Raw genomic sequence first — 26003 nt, 5'->3', positions numbered from 1 at the left:
ACGACGCTACATCAGTGCCAAACCCTGCTCGGCCAGCAGCCGGCGAGCGATGATGAGTCGCATCACCTCGTTGGTTCCCTCCAGAATGCGATGCACCCGGGTATCGCGCAGATAGCGCTCAAGGGGATAGTCGCGGGTATAACCATAGCCACCAAAGAGTTGCAGAGCCTCATCGCATACCCGATAACCGACATCGGTGGCAAACCGCTTGGCCATAGCACACCAGGCACTCTTGTCGGGCTCCCCGCGATCCAGCTTGTCAGCCGCCTGCCGCACCAGCAGACGGGCTGCCGCCAGTTCGGTCGCCATGTCGGCCAGGCGGAACTGCACACTCTGGAATTCACTGATCGGATGACCAAATTGCTGGCGCTGCTGCACATAGGCCAGCGCATCGTTCAGCGCCTGCTGGGCAGTACCCACCGAGCAGGTGGCGATATTGATGCGCCCACCATCGAGGGCTTGCATGGCGAATCTGAACCCTTCTCCCTCTTCGCCCAACCGATAGCAGGCAGGAATGCGAACCCCGTTGAAAACGACCTCCCGGGTAGGCTGGCTGTTCCAGCCCAGCTTCTCTTCTGCCTTGCCATAACTCACGCCGAGGGTATCTGCCGGTACCATAAAGGCAGAGATCCCTTTCGCACCTTCACCACCGGTTCGGGCCATCACCACCAGCACGTCGGTACTGCCCGCCCCCGAGATAAAGACCTTGGTTCCCTCAATGAGATAGCTGTCACCTTCGCGAATTGCTCGGGTCTTGAGTGCCGCCGCATCGGAACCCGCTCCCGGCTCGGTGAGGCAATAGGAACCCAGCAGCTCGCCGCTGGCCAGCTTGGGCACCCACTGCTCGGCGACCTCGGTGGGCAACCAGCTGCCCAGCATCCAGCTCACCATGTTGTGGATGGTCAGATACGCCGTAGTAGAAGTGCAACCCATGGCGAGGCGCTCGAAGATGAGACTCGCATCGAGGCGTGGCAACCCCAATCCGCCAAACTGCTCCGGGGTATAGAGACCACAAAACCCGAGCTCGGCCGCCTGCTTGATGGTGGGTATGGGAAACTCGTGCTCCTTGTCCCAGCGTGCGGCATGGGGTTTGAGCGCCTCGTCGGCAAAAGCGGCCGCCGCCTCCACATACGCCTGTTGATCATCGGTCAGGGTAAAATCCATCTTGTCGTTCGCTCCCTTGTTGCCCCGCGCTTATTGTCCCGCGCTTATTTTCCTGAGTTAGCGCTTCATGACACGGCGCTCACACACTGGTCATTTGGATCTGCCACTATGGGCTGTTGTTGTGGTAGCTGATGACTCTCTCACTACCACCTCTCTATCGACACACAACAGATTAACAATTGATTTACGTTTACGCTAACGTAAACTTAAGACAGAAGTGAAGTACAAAAATGGACCGACCACTACCAGTCGTGACGCCGAGTCTACCGGTCGAGCCAACCTTCCTACCCGACTGTCATATCCGCAAGGAGAGCATGGATGCAGATGGATGAGACCCTGAATGCCCTGACCGAACAGGTTGCGGCCTTCTGCCAGAAAGTGATCGCCCCGCGCGCCAGCGAGATCGATCAGAACAACGCCTTCCCCCGTGATCTCTGGCCCCAAATGGGTGAGCTGGGTCTGCACGGCATCACGGTGGCAGAGGAGTATGACGGGGTGAACCTCGGCTATCTGGCCCACGTACTGGTGATGGAGCAGGTGAGCCGCGCCAGCGCCTCGGTCGGCCTCTCCTACGGCGCCCACTCCAACCTCTGCATCAACCAGATCCACCGCCACGGCACGCCGGAGCAGAAAGCCCGCTACCTGCCACCGCTGGTGAGCGGCGAGCATGTGGGGGCGCTCGCCATGAGCGAACCGGGCGCGGGATCCGACGTGGTCAGCATGCGCCTGACTGCCGTACGCGAGGGCGATCACTTCGTGCTGAACGGCAACAAGATGTGGATCACCAACGGCCCGGATGCCGACACCTTCGTCATCTATGCCAAGACCGATCCCGCCGCCGGTCCCAAAGGAATTTCCGCCTTTATCGTCGAGGTGGGCACTCCCGGTTTCACTACTGCCCAGAAGCTCGACAAGCTCGGTATGCGCGGATCCAGCACCTGCGAGCTGGTGTTTGACAACTGCCACGTGCCGCAGGAAAACCTGCTCGGCCCCCTGCACGGCGGAGTCAAGGTGCTGATGAGCGGCTTGGATTACGAGCGAGTAGTGCTGGCAGCGGGCCCCCTTGGCATCATGCAGGCCTGCATGGACGTGGTGCTCCCCTATGTGCGTGAGCGCAAGCAGTTCGGCCAGCCCATCGGCGAGTTCCAGCTGGTGCAAGGCAAGCTGGCTGATATGTATACCCGCCTAGCCAGCAGCCGGGCGCTGGTCTATTCGGTGGCGAGCGCCTGCGATCAGGGCCGCACCAGCCGCAAGGATTGCGCCGCCGCCATCCTGTTTGCCGCCGAAAATGCAACCCAGATGGCGCTCGATGCCATCCAGCTGCTCGGCGGCAACGGCTACATCAACGATTATCCCACCGGTCGCCTGCTGCGGGATGCCAAGCTCTACGAGATCGGCGCCGGCACCTCGGAGATCCGCCGCTGGCTCATCGGCCGCGAGCTGATGGGGGATAATGCATGAGCAGGATCCACTCCCGCCTCGATACCGCCAGTCCCAACTATGAGGCCAATCGGGCCGCCATGCAGGCACTGGTCGACGATCTCAATGCCCGCATTGCCGAGATCGCGCAAGGGGGTGGCGCGGCCAACAACGCCCGCCATCAGGCCCGCGGCAAGCTGCTGCCCCGCGAGCGTATTAACCAGTTGCTGGACCCGGGCTTCCCCTTTCTCGAACTCTCGGCGCTGGCTGGCTGGCAGGTCTATGACGAACCGGTGCCCGCCGCCGGCATCATCACCGGCATTGGCCGGGTCTCTGGGCGCCTGTGCATGCTGGTGGTGAACGATGCCACAGTGAAGGGAGGCACCTACTACCCGCTCACGGTGAAAAAGCACCTGCGCGCCCAAGCCATCGCCGAGCGGCTGCGCCTCCCCTGCCTCTATCTGGTGGATTCCGGCGGTGCCTTCCTGCCGATGCAGGATGAGGTGTTCCCCGACCGGGATCACTTTGGCCGCATCTTCTACAACCAGGCCCGCATGTCGGCCCAGAACATTCCGCAGCTGGCGGTGGTGATGGGACTCTGCACTGCCGGTGGCGCCTACGTGCCCGCCATGGCGGACGAGTCGATCATGGTCAGGGAACAGGCCACCATCTTTCTGGCAGGCCCGCCACTGGTCAAGGCTGCCACCGGCGAGGAGATCAGCGCCGAGGCCCTGGGCGGCGCCGAGGTACACTGCGCCCACTCCGGCGTTGCTGATTACATGGCCCGTGACGATGCCCACGCGCTGGCCATCGCCCGTACCCTGCTCACCCATCTGGGCAATGACCATTCTCCGCTCTCGGGTTTGGCATCGGGCAGCCCTAGTTACGATGAGCCAGCCTACCCCATAGAGGATCTCTACGGTCTGGTGGGCACCAGCCTCAAACGCCCTTATGACGCCCGCGAGCTGATCGCCCGACTGGTGGATGGCTCGGACTTCGACGAATTCAAGGCGCTGTTCGGCACCACACTGGTGACCGGCTTTGCCCGGATCTGCGGCATGGAGGTGGGCCTCCTCGCCAACAACGGCGTGCTGCACAGCGACAGCGCCCAGAAAGGCGCTCACTTTATCCAGCTCTGTAACCGACGCGCCATTCCGCTGCTCTTTTTGCAGAACATCACCGGCTTTATGGTGGGGAGCAGCGCAGAAAAAGAGGGAATCGCCAAGCATGGCGCCAAGCTGGTCACCGCCGTGGCCTGCAGCCGGGTGCCCAAGATCACCCTGATCGTCGGCGGCAGCTTTGGCGCTGGCAACTACGGCATGTGCGGGCGTGCCTATGAACCCGATTTTCTCTTTAGCTGGCCCAACAGCCGCATCTCCGTCATGGGGGGCGAGCAGGCGGCCGGAGTGCTAGTGCAGGTGCGCCGGGACAAGCTGGCGGCCGAGGGCAAACCATTGAGCGAGCAGGAGGCGGCCGCCATCCGCGCCCCGGTGATAGAACAGTATGAACGCCAGGGTCACCCCTACTACGCCAGCGCCCGCCTCTGGGATGATGGCGTCATCGACCCGGCCCAAAGCCGCACCGTACTGGCGCTGGCGCTCGCCGCCTGTCAGGGTGCCCGCATTGAACCCGAGCAGTACGGCATCTTCCGGATGTAAGGAGAAAACCTATGTCAGATCCACTTACTTCCTCCCAGAACCCGTTTCGGCTGGAGCGGCATGGCCCGCTGGCCGAGCTGGTGCTATCGCGCCCGGCCCGCCACAACGCCTTTGATGCCGACCTGATGCTGGGGCTGCTCGACTGCCTCGATGATCTGGCCCATCTCCATGGTCATGATCTCGCCGAACGTCCTCATGCTTTGCTGCTGCGGGCCGAAGGCAAACACTTTTGCGCGGGCGCCGACCTCAACTGGATGCGCAATCTGGCCCACGCCGATTTCGAGCACAATCGCGAAGACGCCCGGGTACTGGCGCGGCTGATGCAGACCCTCGACGAGCTCCCCTTCCCCACGGTGGCGCTGGTACAAGGGGCCGCCTATGGCGGGGCGCTGGGGCTGATCTGTGCCTGCGATCTGGTGCTGGCCAGCGATGATGCCCGCTTCTGCCTCTCCGAGGTGAGCCTAGGCCTGGTACCTGCGGTGATCAGCCCCTACGTGGTGCGCACTATGGGGATGCGTCAGGCACGCCGCTATATGCTCAGTGCCGAGCCATTCGATGCCATCACCGCCTGTCGACTCAATGTGGCGCACCAACTCTGCAAGCCGGATCAACTTCTGGCAGAGGGACGGGCGCAGGCCCTTCGTCTGTGCCGCAACGGGCCGGAGGCGATGAAAGAGACCAAACGGCTGCTAGCGGCGATAGAGGCCCACCCTTCCCGCCTGCACGAAGAGAGAACCGTCGAGACCATCGCCCGAGTTCGGGTGGGGCTCGAAGCTCAGGAGGGGATGCAGGCCTTCTTCGACAAACGCCCTCCCGCCTGGCGTCCCCGTTTCAAGGATGAGACATGACCCATCACACCCCGATTAAACGTCTGCTGATCGCCAACCGCGGCGAAATCGCCGTGCGCATCATCAAGACGGCGAAACGTCTCGGCATCCACACCATCGCCCTCTACTCCGATGCCGACGCCCACGCCATGCACACCCGTCAGGCAGATGAGGCCTGGCATCTGGGGCCCGCACCGGCCAGAGAGAGCTATCTCGATACCGGCAAGGTGCTGAAGATTGCCAAAGAGGCGCGTGCCGATGCCATCCATCCCGGTTACGGCTTTCTGTCGGAAAACAGCGACTTTGCCACCGCCTGCGAACAGCGTGGCTTGCGCTTTGTCGGCCCAAGCGGCGCCGCCATTCTCGCCATGGGCGAAAAATCGGGTGCCAAGGCGCTGATGCAGGCAGCTGGCGTACCTGTACTGCCCGGCTATCACGGCACGGATCAGCGGCCGGACTTTTTGCGCGATCAGGCGAGCCAGATTGGCTTCCCGCTCCTTATTAAGGCGGCCAGTGGCGGCGGTGGCAAGGGGATGCGCCGGGTCGATCAGCTGCCTGACTTTGACGAGTCGCTGGCGGCAGTCAAACGGGAGGCCAAGGCCGCCTTTGGCGACGATCGGGTACTGCTGGAGCGCTATCTGCCCCATGCTCGTCACGTGGAAGTGCAGATCTTTGCCGATAGCCTCGGCAACGCCATCTATCTGGGGGACAGGGATTGCTCCTTGCAGAGACGCCACCAGAAGGTGATTGAAGAGGCGCCCGCCCCCGACATCCCTCCGGCTCTGCGGCGCGCCATGGGGGACGCGGCCGTGGCCGCAGCCAAGGCCATCCACTATCAGGGGGCTGGCACCATCGAATTTCTGCTCTGCAAGGATGAGTTCTTCTTTATGGAGATGAACACCCGGCTGCAGGTAGAGCATCCGGTCACCGAAGCGGTGACCGGACAGGATCTGGTGGCCTGGCAGCTGGCCGTGGCCGAGGGCAAGCCGCTGCCACTCACTCAGGAGGAAGTGGTGCTGCGCGGCCATGCGGTGGAGGCGCGCCTCTACGCCGAGGATGTGGCGGCCGGTTTTCTGCCTGCCAGCGGGCCTATCCACTGGCTGCACTGGCCCGTTGGCGTGCGCATCGACACCGGCGTTACCGCTGGCGATGAGGTGAGCCCCTATTACGATCCCATGATCGCCAAGCTGATCGCCCACGGTCAGAGCCGCGCCGAGGCGTTCGCCAAACTGGCCGATGCGCTGGCTGCACTGGATCTCGGCCCGCTAGTGCACAACGGCCCGCTGCTGCTGCGCCTGTGTGAAGAGCCTGACGTCTTGGCCATGGGCCACCATACCCAGTGGCCCATCCCCATCACAGCACAACCCATTCCTGATCTTGCCTGGCCGCTGGCCACCCTCTGGCTGGCGAGCCGCCCTGCGGGCCCCTCCCCCTGGCAGCAAGCCTGCGGATTTCGGCTGGGACCGGATCGCTGCTGGGCGGCGGCGGTGCGCATCGATGATGAGCGCCGGGTATTGACCCTTAACGATCATGACGGCCAGTTTGCGTGGCAAGGAGAGGTCTTTTGCTACCAGAGAGGTGACGATCATATCCGGCTGCAACAGGGGGGCTGCTGGCAGCAGATCCCCATCCATTCGGTCTCAGGCACGGATGCAACTTTTGTCATGACCCTGGCGGGTCAGCGCATCCGTTTCACGGCCGATGATCAACAACACGATCACCACCATGATCAGGCAAATGAGAAGGCACAGGGCGCCATTGCCCCGATGCACGGCATCGTGGTGGCCGTTCTGGTCGAGCAGGGACAAACGGTCAGCAAGGGACAACCCCTGCTGGTACTGGAGGCGATGAAGATGGAGCACCAACTGCGAGCTGAGCGAGACGGGGTTATCGAGGCCCTCCAGTGCAAGCAGGGTGAACAGGTAAGCCAGGGGGCCGTGCTGGTACGCTTTGCCGATGCAGCCCCAGAGGAGAACGCCATCAACCAACAAGCGAGTAGATCATGAACAGAGGAGCAGCCATGCCAGATGACAAGGTCAGTCTGGTGGAGATGGGGCCGCGCGATGGCCTGCAAAATGAAGCCAACCCGCTGACACTGATCCAGCGGCTGGAGCTGATCCAGCGACTGGCCGACAGCGGTCTGCAGCGCATCGAGGTCGGCGCCTTCGTCTCTGCGAAAAAGGTGCCGCAGATGGCGGACTCTGCAGCGCTGTTCGAGTCACTGCCGCGCAAGGGACCGACCCGTTACGGCGCTCTGGTACCCAATCTGCAAGGCTTGCAGGCTGCCATTGCCGCCCGTGCCGATGAGATTGGCCTCTTCACCGCCTGCTCCGACGGTTTTACCCGGGCCAATATCGGCATCAGCGTGGAGGAGTCGCTGGTGCGCTTCGCCCCGCTGGTGCAGGAGGCACGCCGCCTCGGTATCAAGGTGCGCGGCTACCTCTCCACCGTCATCGCCTGCCCGTTCGATGGCCCGACTCGCCCGAAACGGGTCGCCGCCATGGCCGAACAGTTACTGGATCTCGGCTGCCACGAAATTTCGCTGGGGGACACCATCGGCGTCGGCACCCCGGGTACGGTGGCGCCCATGCTGGATGCTGTGCTGCACGAGATCCCGGCGGGTCGGCTCGCGGTACATTTTCACGACACCTACGGTCAGGGCTTGGCCAACCTGCTGCCCGCGCTGGAGCGCGGTATTCGCACCATCGACTGCTCGGTGGCAGGCCTTGGCGGCTGCCCCTATGCGCCGGGTGCCTCCGGCAATGTGGCGTCAGAGGAGGTGGTCTACCTGCTGCACGGCCTTGGCATGACGACCGGGGTGGATCTCGACAAACTGGCGGCTACCGGCCAGTGGGTCAGCGAGCAGCTCGGCCGCCCCAACGGCTCGCGAGTCGGTCAGGCCCTGCACGCCAATGCCGAGCGGCTGCGCGCCCGCCTCTGCCAGCCACTCGCCCACCCACAGGAGTCATGACCATGTCCCGTTCCCTGCCCGGCAAGGAGATCACCTACAGCATCTCGGATCTGGCCCACGAGTTCGATGTCACGCCGCGCACCATCCGCTACTACGAGGACGAGGGGCTCATCACCCCGACCAGGGAGGGACAAACCCGCATCTACAGCCACCGGGACAAGATCCGGCTCAAGTTGACCCTGCGTGGCAAACGGCTGGGGTTTAGCCTGGCCGAGATCCGCGAGCTGTTCGAGATGTATGACACCGACCGGTCGAGCAAAACCCAGCTCCACTCCATGATCCAGCTCATCGAAGCCAAACGTCACACCCTGCGCCAACAGCTGGAAGATATCCAGATGGTGATGGCCGAGCTGGAGGCGGCCGAGCAGCGTTGTGTAAATTCCCTTGGCAGCTTGAAAAGCAGCGCAGATTAACCGAATCTGGGATCATGCAATTGTCTTGGGGATCCCATGAAAAATTGGTGCTGGTTGTTGCTGCTATTCAGCCTGTCCGGTTGGAGTCATCCCCTCATCAAGGTTGGCGGTTATCCCTATGCCCCCTTCGTTATCAAAGTCTCTGATCATGACTACGAGGGATTGACGCTGGATCTTATCGCCAAACTCAACGAGATCCAGCAAGAGGTTAAATTCATCTTTGTCCCAACCTCGGCCGCCAACCGCTATAAAGCCCTCGCGCTCGGTCGCTTTTCCATGATGCTGTTTGAAGATGTCAAATGGGGCTGGAGCAGTGATCAATTCAGGATGACCGCTCCCTTTCTCGGTGGTGGAGAGGTTTATGTGGCTCTTGCTCGGTCAGACAGAGATCAGCATTTTTTCGATGATCCCGCCCGGCATCATCTTATCGGTGTTACGGGTTATCACTACGGTGTCGGTCAGTTCAATGCCGATCCTGCCTTTTTGCAACGCACACTGAACATCATTCTGGTCAAGGACAATATCAGTGCACTGCAAGCCCTGCTCAAGGGACGTGGCGAAATCGCCATTCTCAACGTGTCATATCTCAATCAATATCTGCTGACCCACCCGAAGGCCAGAGAACGACTACTCATCTCACAGAAATGGGATCAACATTACCAGCATCGAGCTATCCTCGCACCGGATGCCGAGATAACGCCACACCAACTGGAACAGTGGCTCGCGATATTGCAAGAGAAGGGGGAGCTGGACCACCTTTGGACAAAGTACGGCGTACAAGATCACGCAACTCCATGATTAATATCCAGCTTTTAGGTACCATAGACGATACCTAATGGGAGTGCATCAAATGAAGACCACTATGCCCGCGTCCCCCAAAGTCCGCTTGTTGCGCTACCTGGCTTACGCTTTTCTGCTACTGACTATTCTCACCATGTTGTTGCTATGGCAAACACCCCGGCTGATCCAGCGCTATCTACCTGGATGGCTGGCAGAGCACTATGGCCTCCAGCTAACCCTGGGGGAAATCAAGGTCGGCTTGCGTCAACCATCCCTCTCGGTTGGCCAAAGCGCCCTGCTAGATGACAAGCAGCAGCCGATTGTCCGCTTTGAACAGCTCTGGATCACCCCCAACCTGCAAGCAAGTTGGCAACAGAAGGGGGTTGTTCTTGCCAACGTGACGCTGACCAAACCGGTGGTGCAGCTAGAGCGGCTGGTGGACAAAAAAGGAGGATTTCGGCTCAATCTGACTGATTCGCTGGCTACTTTGCTCGCACCGGCCCCCTCCTCCCAACCCGAGACGACAAGCGATCCTTTGCTGCTCGATATTGCCAGCATCTCCGTTACTGACGGCCATATTCGCTATCAGGATCAGCGCAAACAGGGAGAACCCGGCTGGTTGCCGCCCCTCAATCTGGAAAAAGTAACCCTTAAGCTCGATAACCTGCGTACAGAGGCAAACCACCCAACAACCTATCAACTGAGCGCAGCCATCAACGGCAACAGCAGCCTCGTTGCCCATGGCAAACTCGATGTGATGAGCGGGATGGGCCAGGGCAAAGTGAGTCTGGATCAGCTCGATATTCCCCCCTTTGCTCCGCTCTGGGCCCCCTATCTCAAGCTGGCTCTGGCTAAGGGACAAGCCGGTGCCGAGGTGGAATATCAGCTGAAAAATGGCAAAAACGGAGTGGAATGGCAGCTGTCAAAAGGCAAGTTGGCACTCGATAACTGGCAACTGAAACAGGGCAAGGGTGCTGAATTTGCACGCTTCAATCAGCTTGCCCTCAGCGATCTAGCGATCGATGGCAACAAGCAATCCCTGCATATCGGCAAGATCACCCTGCATCAGCCACAGCTGAAAGCCATCCTCAACGAACAACAAAAGCTGGATCTGGCCGAGTTGCTGATCGAGCAACCGCCAGTCAAGTCGCTCAAAGAAACGAAAGAGGCCAAACCCGCCAACAACAAGCCATGGTTGTGGCAGATCAACCAGATCGCCATCGATAAAGGTGACCTCACGCTAACCGAATCCAGCAGTGGTAAACCACTGGTGCGCCAACTTGCCGGCCTCAAGGTTGCACTTGGTCCACTGGGCAGCAAGGGAGAACAGCAGAGCAAGCTGACCCTCTCTACCAGCTTGAATCAACAAAGCCCCCTTGCTTTTGATGGCCAACTGACTCTGGCCCCCTTTACCCTTGGCGGCGAGATAATGCAGCAGTCGCTTCCCCTTGCGCTAGCCCAGCCCTATCTGGCCGAACTGCTACGGATCAAGGTGAAAGACGGCAAGCTAAGCAGTAAAACCAGGCTGATACTGGCCACCACTCCCGAAGGGGCGCTGGAGAAGCTGACCCTGCAAGGAGGGCTCGACGTCAACACCCTCAAGGTTATCGATCGGGCCGATAACCAGCGACTGCTCGAGATCAACGCTCTGAAGCTGACCGGTCTCGATTACGACGGCATCAGCCAGAAGATGAAGATCAAGGATGTGACGCTGACCAAACCTTTCGCCCGTATCGAGATCAACGAAAAGGGTGTCAGCAACATTCAGCAACTGTTGCTGACCAGCCCGACATCGGCCAAGGAGAAATCCGGAACGTCCCAGAGCAAGGGCAGCAAAGCTGCACCTGCATTTCAATTCACTATCGATGAACTGCACACCGAACAGGGTAATCTGCGCTTTGCCGATCGCAGCCTGAGCCAGGATTTCGTGGCCGATATTGCCTCCCTCGGCGGCAAAAGCCGCCATATCAGCAACATCCCCGGGCAACGCTCCGAACTTGCCTTTAACGGCAAGGTGGATCGCTATGCGCCGGTGACCATTCGCGGCGGAACCAATCTGCTGGTCGCAGATCCCGTACTCGATATTGCAGTCGCCTTCCACAATCTGGAGCTGACTACCTTTACCCCCTACTCAGGCACCTATGCCGGTTATGCCATCGACAAAGGGCAGCTCTCGGTGAAGCTCCACTACAAACTGGAAGGAAAGCGCCTCGAAGGGGATAACGATATCACCATCAAGAAATTGCAACTGGGTGAGAAGATCAAGAGCGAGCAGGCCAAAGATTTGCCACTCGGTCTGGCCATTGCTCTGCTGAGCGATGCTAACGGCGTCATCCAGATGAACCTCAAGGTAAAAGGCAATCTGGATCAGCCGGACTTCAGCCTCGGCAACATCTTCTGGGATGTGCTGGGCAACACCCTGAGCAAAGCGATCACCTCCCCCTTCTCTTTGCTTGCCTCGCTGGCTGGCGGCAGTGAAGATCTCGACGAAATAGTGTTTTTGCCAGGCGACCCCGACCTGACTCAAACCCAACAGGATAAACTGGTCAAGCTGGCACAGGCCCTCAAGGAGCGACCAAAACTCAGCATGAATATTCGCGGCAAGGTCAACTTCAACGAGGAGCGCCCCATCCTGCAGCGCCAGAAGCTGGAGCGGGCGTTGGCCAAACTCACCGGCAATCCGGTCGATCTGGATCTGCTCGAGCAGGATCCGGATCTGCAAAAAGCGCTGGCACAGGCCTATGAAGAACGATTCTCCGAAGATCTGGCAGATCTGGCCGATCGCCTTCATCTGGATGAAGAGAGTGCGGCCCTGCGCAGCCAGGCAGTGATCCTGTTGCGGGATCAGCAACTTATTACTGCAAAGTCCCTGCGTAATCTCGCCATGCGTCGTGCACAAAATACCAAAGAGTTTCTGGTCGATACCCAAGGGATAACCCCGGAGCGACTGTTCGTACTCGACAGCCAGGTCAAGGAAGAGGACAAGGAGGCAAAAGTGATACTAACGCTGGATGAGTAAATACGACCGCCATCGCTAAAAACGTAATTTAAATACAACCACTCAACTATTTTGACACCTTTTGCTCACCAAACAGCCTGATTTGGTGAGCATTTGGCCTCTGGCACAAATAATCACGTAGTTTTTTTACGATTTATATCCCCTCCCCCCTTGCGGGCGCGTCATAGCCTGCCTAAAATCGCGCGTCTTTTATTAACACCCACCTCTATTTTTGGAGAACGCCACGTGAGCGAAAAATTGGCCAACCCTGCCCCTCTGGGTCTGATGGGTTTCGGTATGACCACCATCCTGCTGAACATCCACAACGCAGGTTTCTTCCCCATCAGCGCCATGATCCTGGCCATGGGCCTGTGCTACGGCGGTATGGCACAGATCGTCGCGGGTATCATGGAATACAAACGTGGCAACACCTTCGGTGTGACCGCCTTTATCTCCTACGGTTTCTTCTGGTTGAGCCTGGTGTTCCTGCTGGTCATGCCGACCATGGGTCTGGCCGAAGCCACCCCGCACGCCTACATGGGCTGGTATCTGCTGCTGTGGGGTGTCTTCACCCTGTTCATGCTGGTCGGTACTGTCAACTACCCGCGTGCCAAGCAGTTCGTGTTTGCTTCCCTGACCGTGCTGTTCTTCCTGCTGGCCGCCCGTGACTTCACTGGCAGCACCCTGATCGGCACCATCGCCGGTTTCGAAGGCATCATCTGTGGCGCCAGCGCCATCTACCTGGCCATGGCCACCGTGATCAACGAGCAGTTCGGCCGCACCGTGATGCCGATCGGCGATCACAAAAAAGCCGCTGCAGTCAATCTGAAAGCCGCTGCTTGATAGGCAAGTGACTCAGTTTGTGAAAAAGGCACCTTCGGGTGCCTTTTTGCTTTCTACGATGCTGGATTTGCTGCTCAGGATTCACAACAACCGACTATCCCCCTCTCCGGCTAATAGACGGGTCGGCGGAAAACGACTCGCCGGATCCTGACCAAACAGCAGGCTCAGCTGGCGGTAGACCTCGGGATAGACGCTACGAAGTCGCAGCGGATCGGTAAAAAAGCACTCACAGCTAACGGCAAAAAATTCGGCGGGATGCTCAGCGGCATAGGGATCGATGGCGGTCACCTCGTCCCGGTCAAGCTGCTGGCATAGCTCATCAAAGGCGGCCTGAAATACCTGATGCCACAGCGGTCTGCTCATCTGCCCCGGCAACGGGGGCGCACCATCTGCTTCGCCGCCCAGCATGTCGAGCTTGTGGACCAGTTCGTGGATCACCAGATTGAAACCATCCCAGTCACCATCCTGTTGCAGCTCGCTCCAGGCCAGCACCAGCGGTCCTTGCGGCCAGGATTCACCAGCGTTCTCGTCTTCAACTTCGCTCACCAGCCCGAACTCATCCTGCACCTCCTGCCTGCGCGTGACAGGTTCAGGAATGATGATGATTTCGTGAAAGCCGCGATACCAGTCAAGCCCCAGATGGAGAATGGGCAACGCAGCCTGCAACATCAATACCGCCTGTTGGCGCTCACTGAGGTCAACGCCGATCTGGGTCAGGGTCTTGCGCTTGTGCAACAGTTGCCCCAGCAGCATCAGCTGCATCTGTTCAGCATCGCTCAGCCCCTGCAAAATAGGCACTGCCTGCAATGCCAACCGCCACAGACTCTCCTCTTCTTCGCGCATCTTCACTGCACCACGGTCACGAAACCAGTTGAACCATCCCAGCACGCATGCTCCTTCTCTTGTTTTGCATTCACAACAGTTTGACGAATCGCTTCGGCCGCTCCTGGTAATCCTGCGCCAGATAGAAACGGTGGGCCGCTTCGCGTTTGAGGCTGCTTGAGAGCTCCAGCTGGGCGCAACCTGCGACCCGCGCCATCTCTTCGGCTCGCCTGAGCAAGGCTGCGCCCACTCCCGCCCCTCTTGCCCCTTCATCGACAACTAGCGCCGAGATCAGGCCCCACGCTGGTGCAACATGCAGCGGTGCCAGCCTGTGCCACACCAGCACGCCGACCACCTTGTCAGCCTGGGAGGCGAGCAGCACAACGCTCGCGGGATCCGGCGCCAACAGGCGCGCCGTCACGTCACAACCTTCGGCAGGATACCCCAATTGTGTGAACAGGTAGGCGATTGCGCTCCCGTCGTCGGCCTCGGGGGAACGGATCGTCAATATGTCAGAGGTATGTTTCATTGTTGGCCTCATGTTTGCTTTCCAATGTGTTACGCCCGTCACATTGCTCGGCGCAGATCAACAAGGAGGATCTCATCTTTACTCATAGAAAACGCTGCCTGCCATTATCCACCCACCCTTGTCAATTCACAAATTTGCAACAAAACAACATTTTTAGCTGGGAAGCACCGATACAACTCGATATGTTACAAGCCATGCATGGCGCGCCTTTGCGCTCTGCTTAACCCCTCAACCCCGTGCTCGTTTGTTAACTGGATTGTTAACAGTCAGGGCCGAAAACAGTGACAGAGAGCGAGGCCAAGATCTCGCCAAGACAGCGCCACAAACACAACAAAGGAGTTGTTGTACATGAATGAAATCGTCAATGCCATCAATGGTGTAATCTGGAGCCCTGCGCTCATCTACCTGTGTCTGGGGGTTGGTCTCTACTTCTCCCTGCGCACCCGTTTTTTGCAACTGCGTCACATCAAGGAGATGATCCGGCTGATGTTTGATGGCAAGAGCACGGATGCGGGGGTCTCCTCCTTCCAGGCGCTGGCCATGACCCTGGCCGGTCGCGTCGGTACCGGTAACATTGCAGGTGTGGCCACCGCCATCACCTTCGGTGGCCCGGGCGCCCTGTTCTGGATGTGGATGGTGGCCTTCCTCGGCGCCAGCTCCGCTTTCGTGGAATCTACCCTGGGTCAGGTTTACAAAGAGAAGATCAACGGTGAATACCGCGGCGGCCCGGCCTTCTACATCGAGAAAGGGCTTGGCATGAAGTGGTACGCCTGGACCTTCGCCATCGCCACCATCTTCGCCTGCGGTGTGTTGTTGCCGGGCGTGCAAGCCAACTCCATCGGCGCCAGCCTGCAGACTGCGTTTAATATCGATCCGAACGTCACCGCGGCCGGTCTGGCACTGCTGCTCGGCTTCATCATCTTCGGCGGCGTCAAGCGTATCGCCAGCTTCGCCAGTACCGTGGTGCCCTTTATGGCGCTCGGCTACATCATCGTGGCTTGCGTCATTATCGCCCTCAACATCTCTGCCCTGCCGGGCGTGATCCTGCTGATCTGGAAGAGCGCCTTCGGGATGGATGCCGGTTTCGGTGCCATTCTGGGTCTGGCCATCATGTGGGGTGTGAAGCGCGGGGTCTACTCCAACGAAGCGGGTCAGGGTACCGGACCTCACGCCTCCTCTGCTGCGGCAGTAAGCCACCCGGCCAAACAGGGTCTGGTACAGGCGTTCTCCGTCTATATCGACACCCTGTTCGTCTGCTCCGCCACCGGCTTTATGCTGCTGATCACCGGCCTCTATAACGTACAAGGGCCGGACGGCGCCGCCCTCTACACCGGTATTGCCGGTATCGCTGCGGGCCCGGGCTATGTGCAGACCGCCATGGAGAGCATGATGCCGGGCTTTGGCAGCATTTTCGTGGCTATCGCGCTGTTCTTCTTCGCGTTCACCACCATCGTTGCCTACTACTACATCGCCGAAACTAACATCGCCTACATCAACCGCAAGATAAATCGCCCCTGGCTCACCTTCTTGCTGAAGATTGCGCTGATGGCCGCCACTGTCTACGGCACCGTCAAGACGGCGGATCTGGCGTGGGGCATGGGTGATATCGGGGTTGGCCTGATGGCCTGGCTCAACATCATCGCCATTCTGCTGCTGCAAAAGACCGCCTTCACCTGTCTGAAGGATTATGAAGCACAGCAGGCACAAGGGATTGACCCCGTATTCCACCCGGAGAAGCTCGGCATCAAGAACGCCGATTACTGGGTGGGCAAACGCTCCGAAGAGAACCTGGAGCTGGAGAGATCGGGCCATCAGTTCGAGCCGGATCAGGATCGCAAGACCTCCTGAACCAGAACGACATAAGACATCAATAGAAATGGCAGCCTCGGCTGCCATTTCTTTTTCCTGTCACCTCATCTCAGAGCGGATTGCGGCGTGGCCCGAATGGCAGCCTCCAGTGAAACAGAGTATTGAAGGTGGCTCGCCACTGATTGGGGCGTCCCAAAATCTGCTTTTGCAGCCGGGTCTCTTCTTTGAGCATCGCATCGTCACTGCGGGCCCAGGCCTGACTGTAGAGTTGCTTGATCCCAGCCAGTGCATCAGGCGATTTGGTGATGAGGGTGCGGGCAAACTCCCGCGCTTCCACCAGCGGATCGGTGCAAACCCGGCTCACCATCCCGAGGGATTTGGCCTCGACCGCATCCAGCTCGCGCCCGCTCATGGCCAGCTCCATGGCGGTATCCAGCCCCATCAGGTTGCGCATGGTGACGCTGCCACTCATGTCAGGGATGATGCCCCACTTGATCTCCATCACCGAGAAACGGCAATCAGGGGTGCTGAACCGAAAATCGGCGCCAAGGGCAATCTGCAAGCCACCACCAAAACAGACCCCTTGGGTGACCGCAATTACCGGCACTGGCAGCTGATGCCAGCCATAGGCGACCCGCTGGGCCAGATTGGTCGCCGCGTCTGCCTCGCGTTTGAGAATATCGAGGGCGGCAACCGGCTGGCGCAGCATCGATTTCACATCCAGCCCGGCACAAAAAGCCCGCCCCTCCCCGTGCAGGATCACCGCTCGCAATCCCTTCAGTTGTGCAAGTTGCGTCAGCGTCTCATCGATAGCGCTGAACATGGCCCTGTCCAGTGCATTGAGTTTTTCTCCCCGCACCAGCATCACTTCGGCGATGCCGTCGTAGATCTCGCACTTGACCCTTGGTTTTTCCATCTCCCCTGTCCTCTCCTTGATCCCGATAATAAATACACTGGTCATACCACCAAGTTATCAGAGTGTGAACAAACGGTACAGCTGAGACTAAAGTCGGCTGGTCGGCGTGGTTCCCCTTTGTCACACTGGGCACAAGGGGTGCCTTATCCCGCCCGAGGACGCCGTCATGTCAATTCTGTTCAATTTTGCCAGACCACCGTTTGACCGGCTGGATGCAGAGGCGCGTGAGCAGCTCTCCCGCCACCTCTCGCTCTGCTATTTTCGGGCCGGGGAGATGCTGCTCAAGGAGGGGGACGAGCCTCCCGGACTCTATCTCATCATCAAGGGGGCGGTGGAAGAATCGGCACCTCACCACCAGTTTGGTGATTACGGGGTCGATGATCTGTTCGACGTGCGCGCCCAGTTTGACGGCCACTGCCGCCATGTCTTTACGGCGCTGGAAGACACCCTCTGCCAGCTCATTCCCCGCTCGGTCTTTCTCTCTCTCTGCGAACAAGACTCGCAGTTTGCCAGCTACTTCACCGCCAATCTGGCCGAGCGGCAGCGCCAACAGGAACAACGCGAACAGCTGGGACAGAAGAATCTGGCGGAATTTATCCTAACCCGCATCGAACCTAGCCATTTGCAAGCGCCGCTTATCGTCGACAGCAGGCTCTCGCTCCTCGCCGCCACCGAAGCCATGGTGAGCAAGGGGACCGATTGCCTGCTCTACCCCGCTCATGACGGCTCCCTCACGCTGGCAACCCGCAAGACCTTGCTCCATGCCCTGACCCTCAAGGGGTTACCGCTGACAGCGCCCCTCTCGGTACTAACACCGACCGAGCTCATCGGTCTGCCGCTGGAAAGTTATCTGTTTGACGCTTTGCTGCTAATGACTCGTCATCGCATCAAACGGCTGGTGATCTGGCAGGGTAACGAGGTGGCGGGGATCCTGCAGCTGACCCAAGTGCTGGGACTCTTCTCTACCCACTCCCACGTGCTGACCCTGCGTATCGCCCGCGCCGACAGCCTGCCGGCGCTGGAGGCGGTAGCCCGCGAACAACAGCAGCTGACCCGTTCGCTGTTTGCCCAGGGGATCCACACCGCCTTTTTGATGAAGCTGATCGCTACCATCAATGAACAGCTCATCGCCAAGGCCTTTGCGCTGGTGATCCCGCCCGAGGTGCAAGAGAAGGTCTGTCTGCTGATGCTGGGCTCGGAGGGACGTGGCGAGCAGATCCTAAAAACCGATCAGGACAATGCCCTGATCCTGCCAGAAGGGCTGGCTTGGCCCACCCAGGCAGCCGATCTGGCCGAATTCAGCGCCCTGCTGGAGCGCCTCGGCTACCCGCTCTGCCCGGGGCAAGTGATGGTGAACAATCCTGCCTGGGTAAAAACGGGCAGCGAGTGGCAAAGCGCCATTGCCAGCGCCTGCACCATGGCAAAAGAGGATGAGCTGCTCTGGCTCGCCACCCTGGCTGACGCCCACCCCATCGCGGGGGATCGCCAGCTGCATCTGCCGGTTGCCAGAGCGCTGCGCGAGCAGCTGGCCGACAGGCGGGATCTGCTGGCGGAGATGGTGCGACCGGCGGTGGCCTTTCATGCCCCGCTCACCCTGTTTGGCCGGCTGGAGCAGCCACCGGAAGGGCTGGATCTGAAGCGGGGCGGCCTGTTCCCGCTGGTACACGGCATCCGCATGCTGGCCATTGAGGCGGGAATACTGGAGACCTCGACCCTGGGACGAATAGATGCGCTGGTGGCCGCCGAGCGGCTCAGTGCCGACTATGGCAGTAATCTGGCGGAGGCGTTTCGGCTCTTTATCCGGTTGCGACTGCGCAGCCAGCTCAAAGGGGGCAACAGCCGGGTGCAGACAAGCGAGCTCAGCCACAGCGAACGGGATCTGCTGCGCCAGGCACTGCATCAGGTGAAGAAGTTCCAGCAGTGGCTCACCTTGCACTTTCGTCTGAGACAATAGCCATGTTGAGCCGCGCTCGACGCTACTGGTATGGCCGTGCGTTTAGAACTGGCGAGTTCGCACCGCTCTTTGCCACCCCACCGGAAAATGAACGGGTCGCCATCGATTTCGAGACCACCAGCCTTGATCCCGAGCGGGCCGAGATCGTCTCCATCGGGGCGGTGCACATTCAGGGTAACCGGCTGCTGACCGGCGAGGCGCTCGCCATCAAGGTGCAAGCGCCCGCCTCCCTTAGCGAACAGTCGGTGGTGATCCACGGTCTGCGCCATCAGGATCTGCAACAGGGAATGACGCTGGAAGCCGCGCTGCGCCTGCTGCTTCACTTTATCGGCCCCCGTGAACTGGTGGGCTATCACATCGCCTACGACCTGCGCATTCTCAATCTCGCCTGCCAGAAATTGTGGGGATTGACCCTGCCCCAGCGAGGGATCGAGGTGAGCCAGCTTTATCATGACCACCTCTATCGCCGCTATCCCGATGCGGCTATTGACCTCCACTTGAATGCCATCTGCAGCCACCTTGAACTGCCATCCCTGCCCGCCCACGATGCCCTTGCCGATGCCACCACGGCCGCGCTCATCTACCTGCGCCTGACCTGCGGCTCGCCACTGGCTTATCCCAAAGTCTAATTGTCGACAAATAACATTTAATTCACATTTTGATTACATGGGCAGATTACCTGCTCGTCGGGGTTACCCCATCCACCGCTGACACTCATGTCATGGAGAACTGCAATGGAACAGCAAAGCTATCTGAGGATCCAGCAAGATCCCAACTTCCAGGAGCTGGTCGCCAAGCGCCAGCGTTTTGCCTGGGCCCTCTCGGCTCTGATGCTGGGACTCTACCTGGCGTTTATTCTGCTCATCGCCTTTGATCCCGGTTGGCTCGGCACCCCGCTCAGCGATGGATCGACCATTACCCGCGGCATCCCGGTCGGAGTGGGCCTGATCCTCTCCTCTTTCGTACTGACCGGTGTCTATGTGTTCCGTGCCAACGGCGAGTTTGACGAGCTGAACCAGAAGATCCTCAAGGGAGTGAAAAAATGAAAGGCAAACTCTTGCTGCTGGCCTCACTGGCCTCTTCACCCCTGCTGGCCGCCGACGCGATAAGTGGCGAGGTGCATCGCCAGCCCCTCAACATCTCGGCCATTGTGATGTTCGTGGTCTTCGTGGCCGCCACCCTGTTCATCACCTACTGGGCCTCCAAGCGCAACCGCTCGGCCTCCGACTACTATGCGGCCGGTGGCCGCATCACCGGCTTCCAGAATGGTCTGGCCATCGCCGGTGACTATATGTCTGCCGCCTCCTTCCTCGGGATCTCCGCGCTGGTCTACACCTCCGGTTACGATGGCCTGATTTACTCCATCGGTTTTCTGGTGGGCTGGCCCATCATTCTGTTCCTGATCGCGGAGCGGCTGCGCAACCTCGGTAAATATACCTTCGCCGATGTCGCCTCTTACCGCCTCAAGCAGACTGAAGTACGCACCTTATCTGCCTGCGGTTCCCTGGTGGTGGTCGCCCTCTATCTGATCGCCCAGATGGTCGGTGCCGGCAAGCTGATCGAGCTGCTGTTTGGTCTGCAATACCATGTGGCCGTCGTGCTGGTCGGTATCCTGATGGTGCTCTACGTGCTGTTTGGCGGCATGCTGGCCACCACCTGGGTGCAGATCATCAAGGCGGTGATGCTGCTTTCCGGTGCCAGCTTCATGGCCATCATGGTAATGAAATCGGTCAACTTCGATATCGGCGCCCTGTTTAGCGAAGCGGTCAAGGTGCACGAGAAAGGGATCGCCATCATGAGCCCGGGTGGTCTGGTCGCTGACCCCATCTCCGCCATCTCGCTGGGTCTGGCATTGATGTTCGGTACCGCCGGTCTACCCCATATCCTGATGCGTTTCTTCACCGTGAGTGACGCCAAGGAAGCGCGCAAGAGCGTCTTCTTCGCCACCGGCTTTATCGGTTACTTCTACATCCTCACCTTCATCATCGGCTTTGGCGCTATCCTGCTGGTCAGTACCAATCCGGCCTTCAAGGATGCTACTGGCGCGCTGCTGGGCGGCACCAACATGGCCGCGATCCACCTGGCCAATGCGGTGGGTGGCAGCCTGTTCCTCGGCTTCATCTCTGCCGTCGCCTTCGCCACCATTCTGGCGGTGGTTGCCGGGCTGACTCTGGCGGGAGCCTCTGCGGTTTCCCATGACCTCTATGCCAGCGTGCTGAAGAAGGGCAAGGCCAACGAGACCGATGAACTGCGCGTCTCCAAATACACCACTGTGGTATTGGGTGTGGTAGCCATTGGTCTGGGGATCCTGTTCGAAAAGCAGAACATCGCCTTCATGGTAGGGCTGGCCTTCTCCATCGCCGCCAGCTGCAACTTCCCGGTGCTGTTCCTCTCCATGTTCTGGTCACGCCTGACCACCCGTGGCGCCGTCTACGGTGGCTGGTTGGGACTGGTGAGCGCGGTGACCCTGATGATCCTGGGCCCGACCGTGTGGGTGAAGGTGCTGGGCCATGCCCAGGCCATCTTCCCCTACGAATACCCGGCGCTCTTCTCTATGGCACTGGCGTTTGTCGGGATCTGGTTCTTCTCCATCACCGACAGCTCCCAGAACGCCGCCGACGAACATGCCAAGTTCCTGCCACAGTTCGTTCGCTCCCAAACCGGGCTGGGTGCCTCTGGCGCCACCTCCCACTAAAGAGTCAGTCACGCTACCAAGCCGGCCTCGTGCCGGCTTTTTTCATGGTGGATCCCTCTACAGCCAAATACGCATCTGACCGATCCAGATCACAGTTCTTGCTAAAACTTTTGGGGGATCTGTGCCATAATGCGCGCCATTTGACAGACCAACCGGGACACTTATCTTGTTAAGCAGCAACAACACTACCAATTAAGCTGCATCCCGCGAAAGCCGCGCCACTCCTGTGTTTTTTCTGAATTTTTCCATCTCACCAACTCGCCAAACCACCTCATTAACCCGCAAAACCACTCCCGATTTGCCCCAAAATTGCCCCAAAGTTGACCCAGTAACATCGAACAAAAACCCAACCAATGCAGTTCACTTAAGATAATTTGAGTTTCAACCCACGTAGTATCAGGGCTAAAAAGCGAGGGAGGCATGATGCCTCCCTCTTTCTATTGCAAGTTGCACTGGATAAAGGCTGGAGTCAGATTGACTGGACACAGCCTTGCTTACTCATCTTAAGTCACATTTTTAAATGATTAGTCAAAAAGTACTTATCTGAACTGTTACCAGTACCGCTGGTACGATCCCCCCATGTTTGAGATATTTTATGGAAAAACCGAGGACCACCCGCTTTCAGGCCAAGTCCGATGCTCAGACCCTCGAGATGCTGGTGCGCGGCCGGGGCGACTACATCCTGATGAACGGCATATAGGGCTATTTCAAGATCCAGCAAAAGCAACTAACCGGCAAGGTGATCAAGGTTGGCAATATCTCCACTGATGGCTTCTGGCTATCCTTCTACCGCAATCATCCGCAAGGAGATGGATAGCCAAACAGTTCGAGCAAGGATTGCAGAAGATCAAGAACAACGGTACCGATGAGTGGCTGGTGCAAGATTTCGAGGCCAAACCAGTACTCCATTGAGCACTTTTCATTCAGCCGCGGCGATATATGACGCCACCCATCCGAACCGTGCTACTGTGGCCCCTCACTTACCGGCTGCTTGCGCTCTGCACCTGATGACTAGCTTGTCATGCAAAAGAGCCTCCCGCCAGGGCACCCTTGCCCCCCCTCTCATCCTCAACCTGACGTTACCAGATAGGCTGTATTGACCCGATGCCATAAGGCGCATCTCCCCCCTCTGTCGCAGCCTGTTCTCACTGTTGCCATATGCGCTTCACACTCTTTTATTGCGACAGCGGTCAGCCCGACGGGAACCTGCTTCAAGCCATCGGCCTGAAGTGGCCTGCTGTTTGGCGCTGCCCTGCCGCCAACACAGGACACACCGCCATGATTGCCTACCTCATTCTGGTTCATCGCTATCCCGACCAGTTCAAGCGCCTGTTCAAGGCGATCTACCACGACAGTAATCACTACCTGATCCACGTCGACAAAAGCTCGGGCCCTGAGTTGCAGCAGGAGATCGGCCTATTCCTTAGCGACTATCCCAATGCCTCGATGCTCGCGAGCAAGAATGCACTGTGGGGAGGATATAGTCTGGTGGATGCCGAATTGCGCGGCATAGCGACACTGCTGAAACAGAGTGTGAAATGGGAGTTCTTCATCAATCTGAGTGCCCAGGATTTTCCGCTGCGCACCCAGGGACAGATCCATAGCTTCTTGTGCGGCCATCGCGGTAAGGATTTCCTCAAAGTCCTCGATCAGCGCAAACTGCGACCCGATACATTACACCGCATCGATCACCATGTGACCGAAACGGAGCAGGAGCTGGTCTGTGAACAGGTTGCCACCCGCCCCTATCTGGAAGGAGTCACTCCCTACATTGGCAACCAGTGGATGATCCTGAGCCGCGCATTTTGTGAATTTGTCAGCCACAGTCCCGAGGTGGATCGCTTCAAAAGCTTCTACCAAAACACCTTGATCGCCGATGAAGGGTTCTTCCAGACGGTGATCATGAACACCAGCTATCAGGGGCAGATCGTCAACGACGACAAGCGGGCCATCGACTGGATCCCCATGGGAGACATCAAGCTGAGGCCACGGGACTATCTGGCGGAAGATGCCACAGCGCTGCTGCAAAGCGAGCATCTGTTTGCCCGCAAGTTCGATGAAACCATCGACAGCCAGATCCTCGACATTCTGGAAGCGGTGCTGGCACAACCGGTGACCGATGCAGCCCGAGCCGAGCCAGCGCTGGTATGAAGATCCGGACAACTAACGACGCAGACGCCAGATCAGCTTCAAGCTGTGAATTTCATGCTTGGATGACATAAATGGGACAGTTATCATGAAAAAATTTCATATGATGGCCATCGGCATGCTGGCCATGGGGGCACTCGCTGGCTGTAATCAGGGTAAGAGCCTCACTGCCATAGGTGGTGAACCGATCAGTTACCAGTGCGAGCAGGGCAAGAAGGTGCAGGTGCGCTACTTCGCCCTCTCCGACGAGAGCCTCAACTTTATCAAGCTGTCCCTGCCAGATGGCAAAGACTACACCCTGCCGCAGGCGTTCTCCGCCTCCGGCGCCCGCTATACGGACGAGCACGAGGCCGTCTGGTGGAGCAAAGGGAGTGAAGGATTTGTCGAGATGTGGAATCTGGCCGGCGAGTGGCAGACCGCCTATAAGGACTGCAAACAGCAATAACAGAAACCCCAGCCTGGCCGCAATGTCATTCAGATAAGTACTTTTTGACTAATCATTTAAAAATGTGACTTAAGATGAGTAAGCAAGGCTGTGTCCAGTCAATCTGACTCCAGCCCTTATCCAGTGCAACTTGCAATAGAAAGAGGGAGGCATCATGCCTCCCTCGCTTTTTAGCCCTGATACTACGTGGGCTGAAACTCAAATTATCTTAAGTGAACAGCATTGCGCTCACTGGCGGGCCAATTCGAACAAACAGCGCATTTACGACGCAGTTTTCAACTCATCAAACTCATCGCGAAGTTTATCAATAATGCGCGCGATCATTTCTTCCTCCACCCTCGGCAGGTCCAAAGTCTCAAGAATATTTTCTAGCTCAGTTAGTGAATCCATCCAGTCAGGTCCCCGCTTCTCTGTTCTCAGTCTCTCGACTGTGGAATACTGTATGAACATACAGCATTCAAGCGAATCTACCACTTTTTACATGGCGATGGGAGCACATATTTAATCCCAACACCCATCCCTCTCTTTCCAAAAGAAAAATTCCAACCTACCTGAACTGCTATACGAAGATCTTAGAGGGTGAAAGTGGGATAACAACGTGGCGAATAGCGACATGAGCTCAATGGGACTCATAGCAACGGCGATTCATTTTCAGCTAATTGAAATGAGGATTGGAATAGTTAAAGCCGCTAAACAAGAGCTGATATGGCAAACCCGACTAGAACAAAGAAAAAGCTGAATGCCATAAAGTCATCCAGATCGCTTCTGCTGGATTTGCTGAAACACCAACACCCTGCAGCAAACGGTATCAGCGCTAGGGTGAAGCTGAAACTGAACGTTTTCAGCGCCACCACCATCATTATCAACGCGAACAGTATCCACATGGTCATGGTCCTCACTGGTTAAGTGCCCCAACTTAACCCCTTCGCAGAGGCTCAGCCAGGGCCGCACAACTAAGTTGGACATACCACAGGATGTCGATTTACCATTTATGGTAAAGTCTCACCATGCGACATCAAGAGGTAGCCACAGCATGAAAGACAACACAGTCAGCAACAAATATGGATTGCCACAAGTGCAGAATCGGCCGCAGATCAAAGCTGAAAAGAACCTGTGCCTGAACGGTGAAGAAGGTCGCCAAATCATCAAGTCTGAGACTAAGCTGACACTGAAAACCCACGAAAAAACCTTCACCCGTTTGGCTGATATGTAATGGATATCATCCAGTTTCCACCTGCTCGGGTGCTGGAGATAAATCACTACATTCTTGGTGCATCTCCTGGGCACCACGGTCCTGCCAGTATCGCTTTATTGGAAGGGGCTCTTGGGCGCATCGACAACGCCATCGCCTACAGCGGGCTAAACGATGTGTTTCTCATCGCCGCAAAGTACGCGATGGCAATCGGTACTGCTCACGCCTTTTCCGATGCCAACAAGCGCACTGGGCTCGCGGTATGCCTTGAGTATCTCTCCCTCAACGACTTCGAGATTGAAAGAGATAACGAGAAGCTGGCAGATGCAATGGTTGACCTTGTGCTCGGTGTTCTGCCCGAAGATTGGTTTGCCGATATCCTCTACGCGCTCTGGCTGGAAGAGCAAAAAACCTCCTGAT

The 26003-nt window shown here is 58.2% G+C and carries 24 protein-coding genes and 1 pseudogene; 20 read left to right on the top strand and 5 right to left on the bottom strand.

Translation table 11 applies throughout. The annotated features are described in order from the left end of the window. Nucleotides 1-6 precede the first annotated feature (6 nt). Nucleotides 7-1164: an acyl-CoA dehydrogenase family protein gene (locus ACE1BR_RS22235; RefSeq protein ID WP_374874152.1), complete on the bottom strand. Its 1158-nt coding sequence runs from the start codon at nt 1162-1164 to the stop codon at nt 7-9. A gap of 318 nt (nt 1165-1482) precedes the next feature. On the opposite strand from ACE1BR_RS22235, the gene ACE1BR_RS22230 reads away from it, so the two are divergent. The 9 genes from ACE1BR_RS22230 to ACE1BR_RS22190 all read left to right on the top strand — a co-directional run bounded on the left by ACE1BR_RS22230 (nt 1483) and on the right by ACE1BR_RS22190 (nt 13073). Next, on the top strand, nt 1483-2625 hold the full coding sequence (locus ACE1BR_RS22230) for an isovaleryl-CoA dehydrogenase (RefSeq protein ID WP_374874150.1): 1143 nt from the start codon (nt 1483-1485) through the stop codon (nt 2623-2625). After that, a complete protein-coding gene (locus ACE1BR_RS22225) occupies nt 2622-4241 on the top strand; it encodes a carboxyl transferase domain-containing protein (RefSeq protein ID WP_374874148.1) in 1620 nt (539 codons plus the stop codon). The genes ACE1BR_RS22230 and ACE1BR_RS22225 overlap by 4 nt, the downstream gene beginning before the upstream one ends. Before the next feature lie 11 nt (nt 4242-4252). Continuing rightward, nucleotides 4253-5089, top strand: a complete 837-nt coding sequence (locus ACE1BR_RS22220; protein WP_374874146.1) for an enoyl-CoA hydratase-related protein — start codon at nt 4253-4255, stop codon at nt 5087-5089. Continuing rightward, nucleotides 5086-7074, top strand: coding sequence for an acetyl/propionyl/methylcrotonyl-CoA carboxylase subunit alpha (locus ACE1BR_RS22215; RefSeq protein ID WP_374874144.1), 1989 nt, complete (start codon nt 5086-5088; stop codon nt 7072-7074). The genes ACE1BR_RS22220 and ACE1BR_RS22215 overlap by 4 nt, the downstream gene beginning before the upstream one ends. 14 nt (nt 7075-7088) lie before the next feature. Next, nucleotides 7089-8039 carry a hydroxymethylglutaryl-CoA lyase gene (locus ACE1BR_RS22210; RefSeq protein WP_374874168.1) on the top strand — a complete coding sequence of 317 codons (951 nt, stop codon included), beginning with the start codon at nt 7089-7091 and terminating at the stop codon, nt 8037-8039. A gap of 2 nt (nt 8040-8041) precedes the next feature. Beyond that, nucleotides 8042-8452 (top strand): MerR family DNA-binding transcriptional regulator, encoded by a 411-nt coding sequence (locus tag ACE1BR_RS22205; RefSeq protein WP_374874142.1) that lies wholly within the window; start codon nt 8042-8044, stop codon nt 8450-8452. Nucleotides 8453-8488: 36 nt separating this feature from the next. Next, nucleotides 8489-9250 carry a substrate-binding periplasmic protein gene (locus ACE1BR_RS22200; RefSeq protein ID WP_374874140.1) on the top strand — a complete coding sequence of 254 codons (762 nt, stop codon included), beginning with the start codon at nt 8489-8491 and terminating at the stop codon, nt 9248-9250. Nucleotides 9251-9302: 52 nt separating this feature from the next. After that, on the top strand, nt 9303-12251 hold the full coding sequence (locus tag ACE1BR_RS22195) for a DUF748 domain-containing protein (RefSeq protein WP_374874138.1): 2949 nt from the start codon (nt 9303-9305) through the stop codon (nt 12249-12251). A gap of 225 nt (nt 12252-12476) precedes the next feature. Continuing rightward, nucleotides 12477-13073 carry an acetate uptake transporter gene (locus tag ACE1BR_RS22190; RefSeq protein WP_374874136.1) on the top strand — a complete coding sequence of 199 codons (597 nt, stop codon included), beginning with the start codon at nt 12477-12479 and terminating at the stop codon, nt 13071-13073. A gap of 81 nt (nt 13074-13154) precedes the next feature. Here the strand turns inward: ACE1BR_RS22190 and ACE1BR_RS22185 are convergent, their stop codons facing one another. Both ACE1BR_RS22185 and ACE1BR_RS22180 read right to left on the bottom strand, forming a co-directional pair. Then, nucleotides 13155-13961, bottom strand: a complete 807-nt coding sequence (locus ACE1BR_RS22185) for a zinc-dependent peptidase (protein ID WP_374874134.1) — start codon at nt 13959-13961, stop codon at nt 13155-13157. A 25-nt stretch (nt 13962-13986) separates the two neighbouring features. Beyond that, nucleotides 13987-14424: a GNAT family N-acetyltransferase gene (locus ACE1BR_RS22180; protein ID WP_374874132.1), complete on the bottom strand. Its 438-nt coding sequence runs from the start codon at nt 14422-14424 to the stop codon at nt 13987-13989. A gap of 348 nt (nt 14425-14772) precedes the next feature. Here ACE1BR_RS22180 and ACE1BR_RS22175 point away from each other — a divergent pair, with 348 nt between their 5' ends. Then, nucleotides 14773-16272, top strand: a complete 1500-nt coding sequence (locus ACE1BR_RS22175; protein ID WP_374874130.1) for an alanine/glycine:cation symporter family protein — start codon at nt 14773-14775, stop codon at nt 16270-16272. 70 nt (nt 16273-16342) lie between these two features. Here ACE1BR_RS22175 and ACE1BR_RS22170 read toward each other — a convergent pair whose 3' ends face one another. Further along, entirely contained in the window at nt 16343-17149 is an 807-nt protein-coding gene (locus ACE1BR_RS22170) for a crotonase/enoyl-CoA hydratase family protein (RefSeq protein WP_374874128.1), read from the bottom strand. A 166-nt stretch (nt 17150-17315) separates the two neighbouring features. Between ACE1BR_RS22170 and ACE1BR_RS22165 the strand changes: the two genes are divergently transcribed. The 7 genes and pseudogenes from ACE1BR_RS22165 to ACE1BR_RS22135 all read left to right on the top strand — a co-directional run bounded on the left by ACE1BR_RS22165 (nt 17316) and on the right by ACE1BR_RS22135 (nt 24391). Next, a complete protein-coding gene (locus ACE1BR_RS22165) occupies nt 17316-19103 on the top strand; it encodes a putative nucleotidyltransferase substrate binding domain-containing protein (RefSeq protein ID WP_374874126.1) in 1788 nt (595 codons plus the stop codon). 2 nt (nt 19104-19105) lie between these two features. After that, on the top strand, nt 19106-19732 hold the full coding sequence (locus ACE1BR_RS22160) for a 3'-5' exonuclease (RefSeq protein WP_374874124.1): 627 nt from the start codon (nt 19106-19108) through the stop codon (nt 19730-19732). 105 nt (nt 19733-19837) lie between these two features. Continuing rightward, nucleotides 19838-20149 carry a DUF485 domain-containing protein gene (locus ACE1BR_RS22155; protein ID WP_374874122.1) on the top strand — a complete coding sequence of 104 codons (312 nt, stop codon included), beginning with the start codon at nt 19838-19840 and terminating at the stop codon, nt 20147-20149. Then, nucleotides 20146-21798 (top strand): cation acetate symporter, encoded by a 1653-nt coding sequence (locus tag ACE1BR_RS22150; protein WP_374874120.1) that lies wholly within the window; start codon nt 20146-20148, stop codon nt 21796-21798. Before ACE1BR_RS22155 ends, ACE1BR_RS22150 begins: the two co-directional genes overlap by 4 nt. A 592-nt stretch (nt 21799-22390) precedes the next feature. Next, a pseudogene (locus ACE1BR_RS22145) lies at nt 22391-22710 on the top strand (transporter); the annotation flags it as partial. Nucleotides 22711-23076: 366 nt separating this feature from the next. Continuing rightward, on the top strand, nt 23077-23949 hold the full coding sequence (locus ACE1BR_RS22140) for a beta-1,6-N-acetylglucosaminyltransferase (RefSeq protein ID WP_374874118.1): 873 nt from the start codon (nt 23077-23079) through the stop codon (nt 23947-23949). Between the two features lie 115 nt (nt 23950-24064). Next, a complete protein-coding gene (locus ACE1BR_RS22135) occupies nt 24065-24391 on the top strand; it encodes an MliC family protein (protein WP_374874166.1) in 327 nt (108 codons plus the stop codon). Nucleotides 24392-24652: 261 nt separating this feature from the next. Here the strand turns inward: ACE1BR_RS22135 and ACE1BR_RS22130 are convergent, their stop codons facing one another. Further along, nucleotides 24653-24781, bottom strand: a complete 129-nt coding sequence (locus ACE1BR_RS22130; protein WP_374874116.1) for a hypothetical protein — start codon at nt 24779-24781, stop codon at nt 24653-24655. Between the two features lie 315 nt (nt 24782-25096). On the opposite strand from ACE1BR_RS22130, the gene ACE1BR_RS22125 reads away from it, so the two are divergent. The 3 genes from ACE1BR_RS22125 (at nt 25097) to ACE1BR_RS22115 (ending at nt 26002) form a co-directional block, all read left to right on the top strand. Next, nucleotides 25097-25297, top strand: coding sequence for a hypothetical protein (locus tag ACE1BR_RS22125; RefSeq protein WP_374874114.1), 201 nt, complete (start codon nt 25097-25099; stop codon nt 25295-25297). Nucleotides 25298-25424: 127 nt separating this feature from the next. Further along, nucleotides 25425-25604 (top strand): hypothetical protein, encoded by a 180-nt coding sequence (locus tag ACE1BR_RS22120; RefSeq protein ID WP_033137226.1) that lies wholly within the window; start codon nt 25425-25427, stop codon nt 25602-25604. Beyond that, nucleotides 25604-26002 carry a type II toxin-antitoxin system death-on-curing family toxin gene (locus ACE1BR_RS22115; protein ID WP_374874112.1) on the top strand — a complete coding sequence of 133 codons (399 nt, stop codon included), beginning with the start codon at nt 25604-25606 and terminating at the stop codon, nt 26000-26002. Before ACE1BR_RS22120 ends, ACE1BR_RS22115 begins: the two co-directional genes overlap by 1 nt. Nucleotide 26003: the final 1 nt, after the last annotated feature.

The sequence above is a fragment of the Aeromonas sp. MdU4 genome, from assembly GCF_041929505.1.
GTDB lineage: Bacteria > Pseudomonadota > Gammaproteobacteria > Enterobacterales > Aeromonadaceae > Aeromonas.
This window is presented reverse-complemented; position numbering and strand designations above follow the sequence as displayed.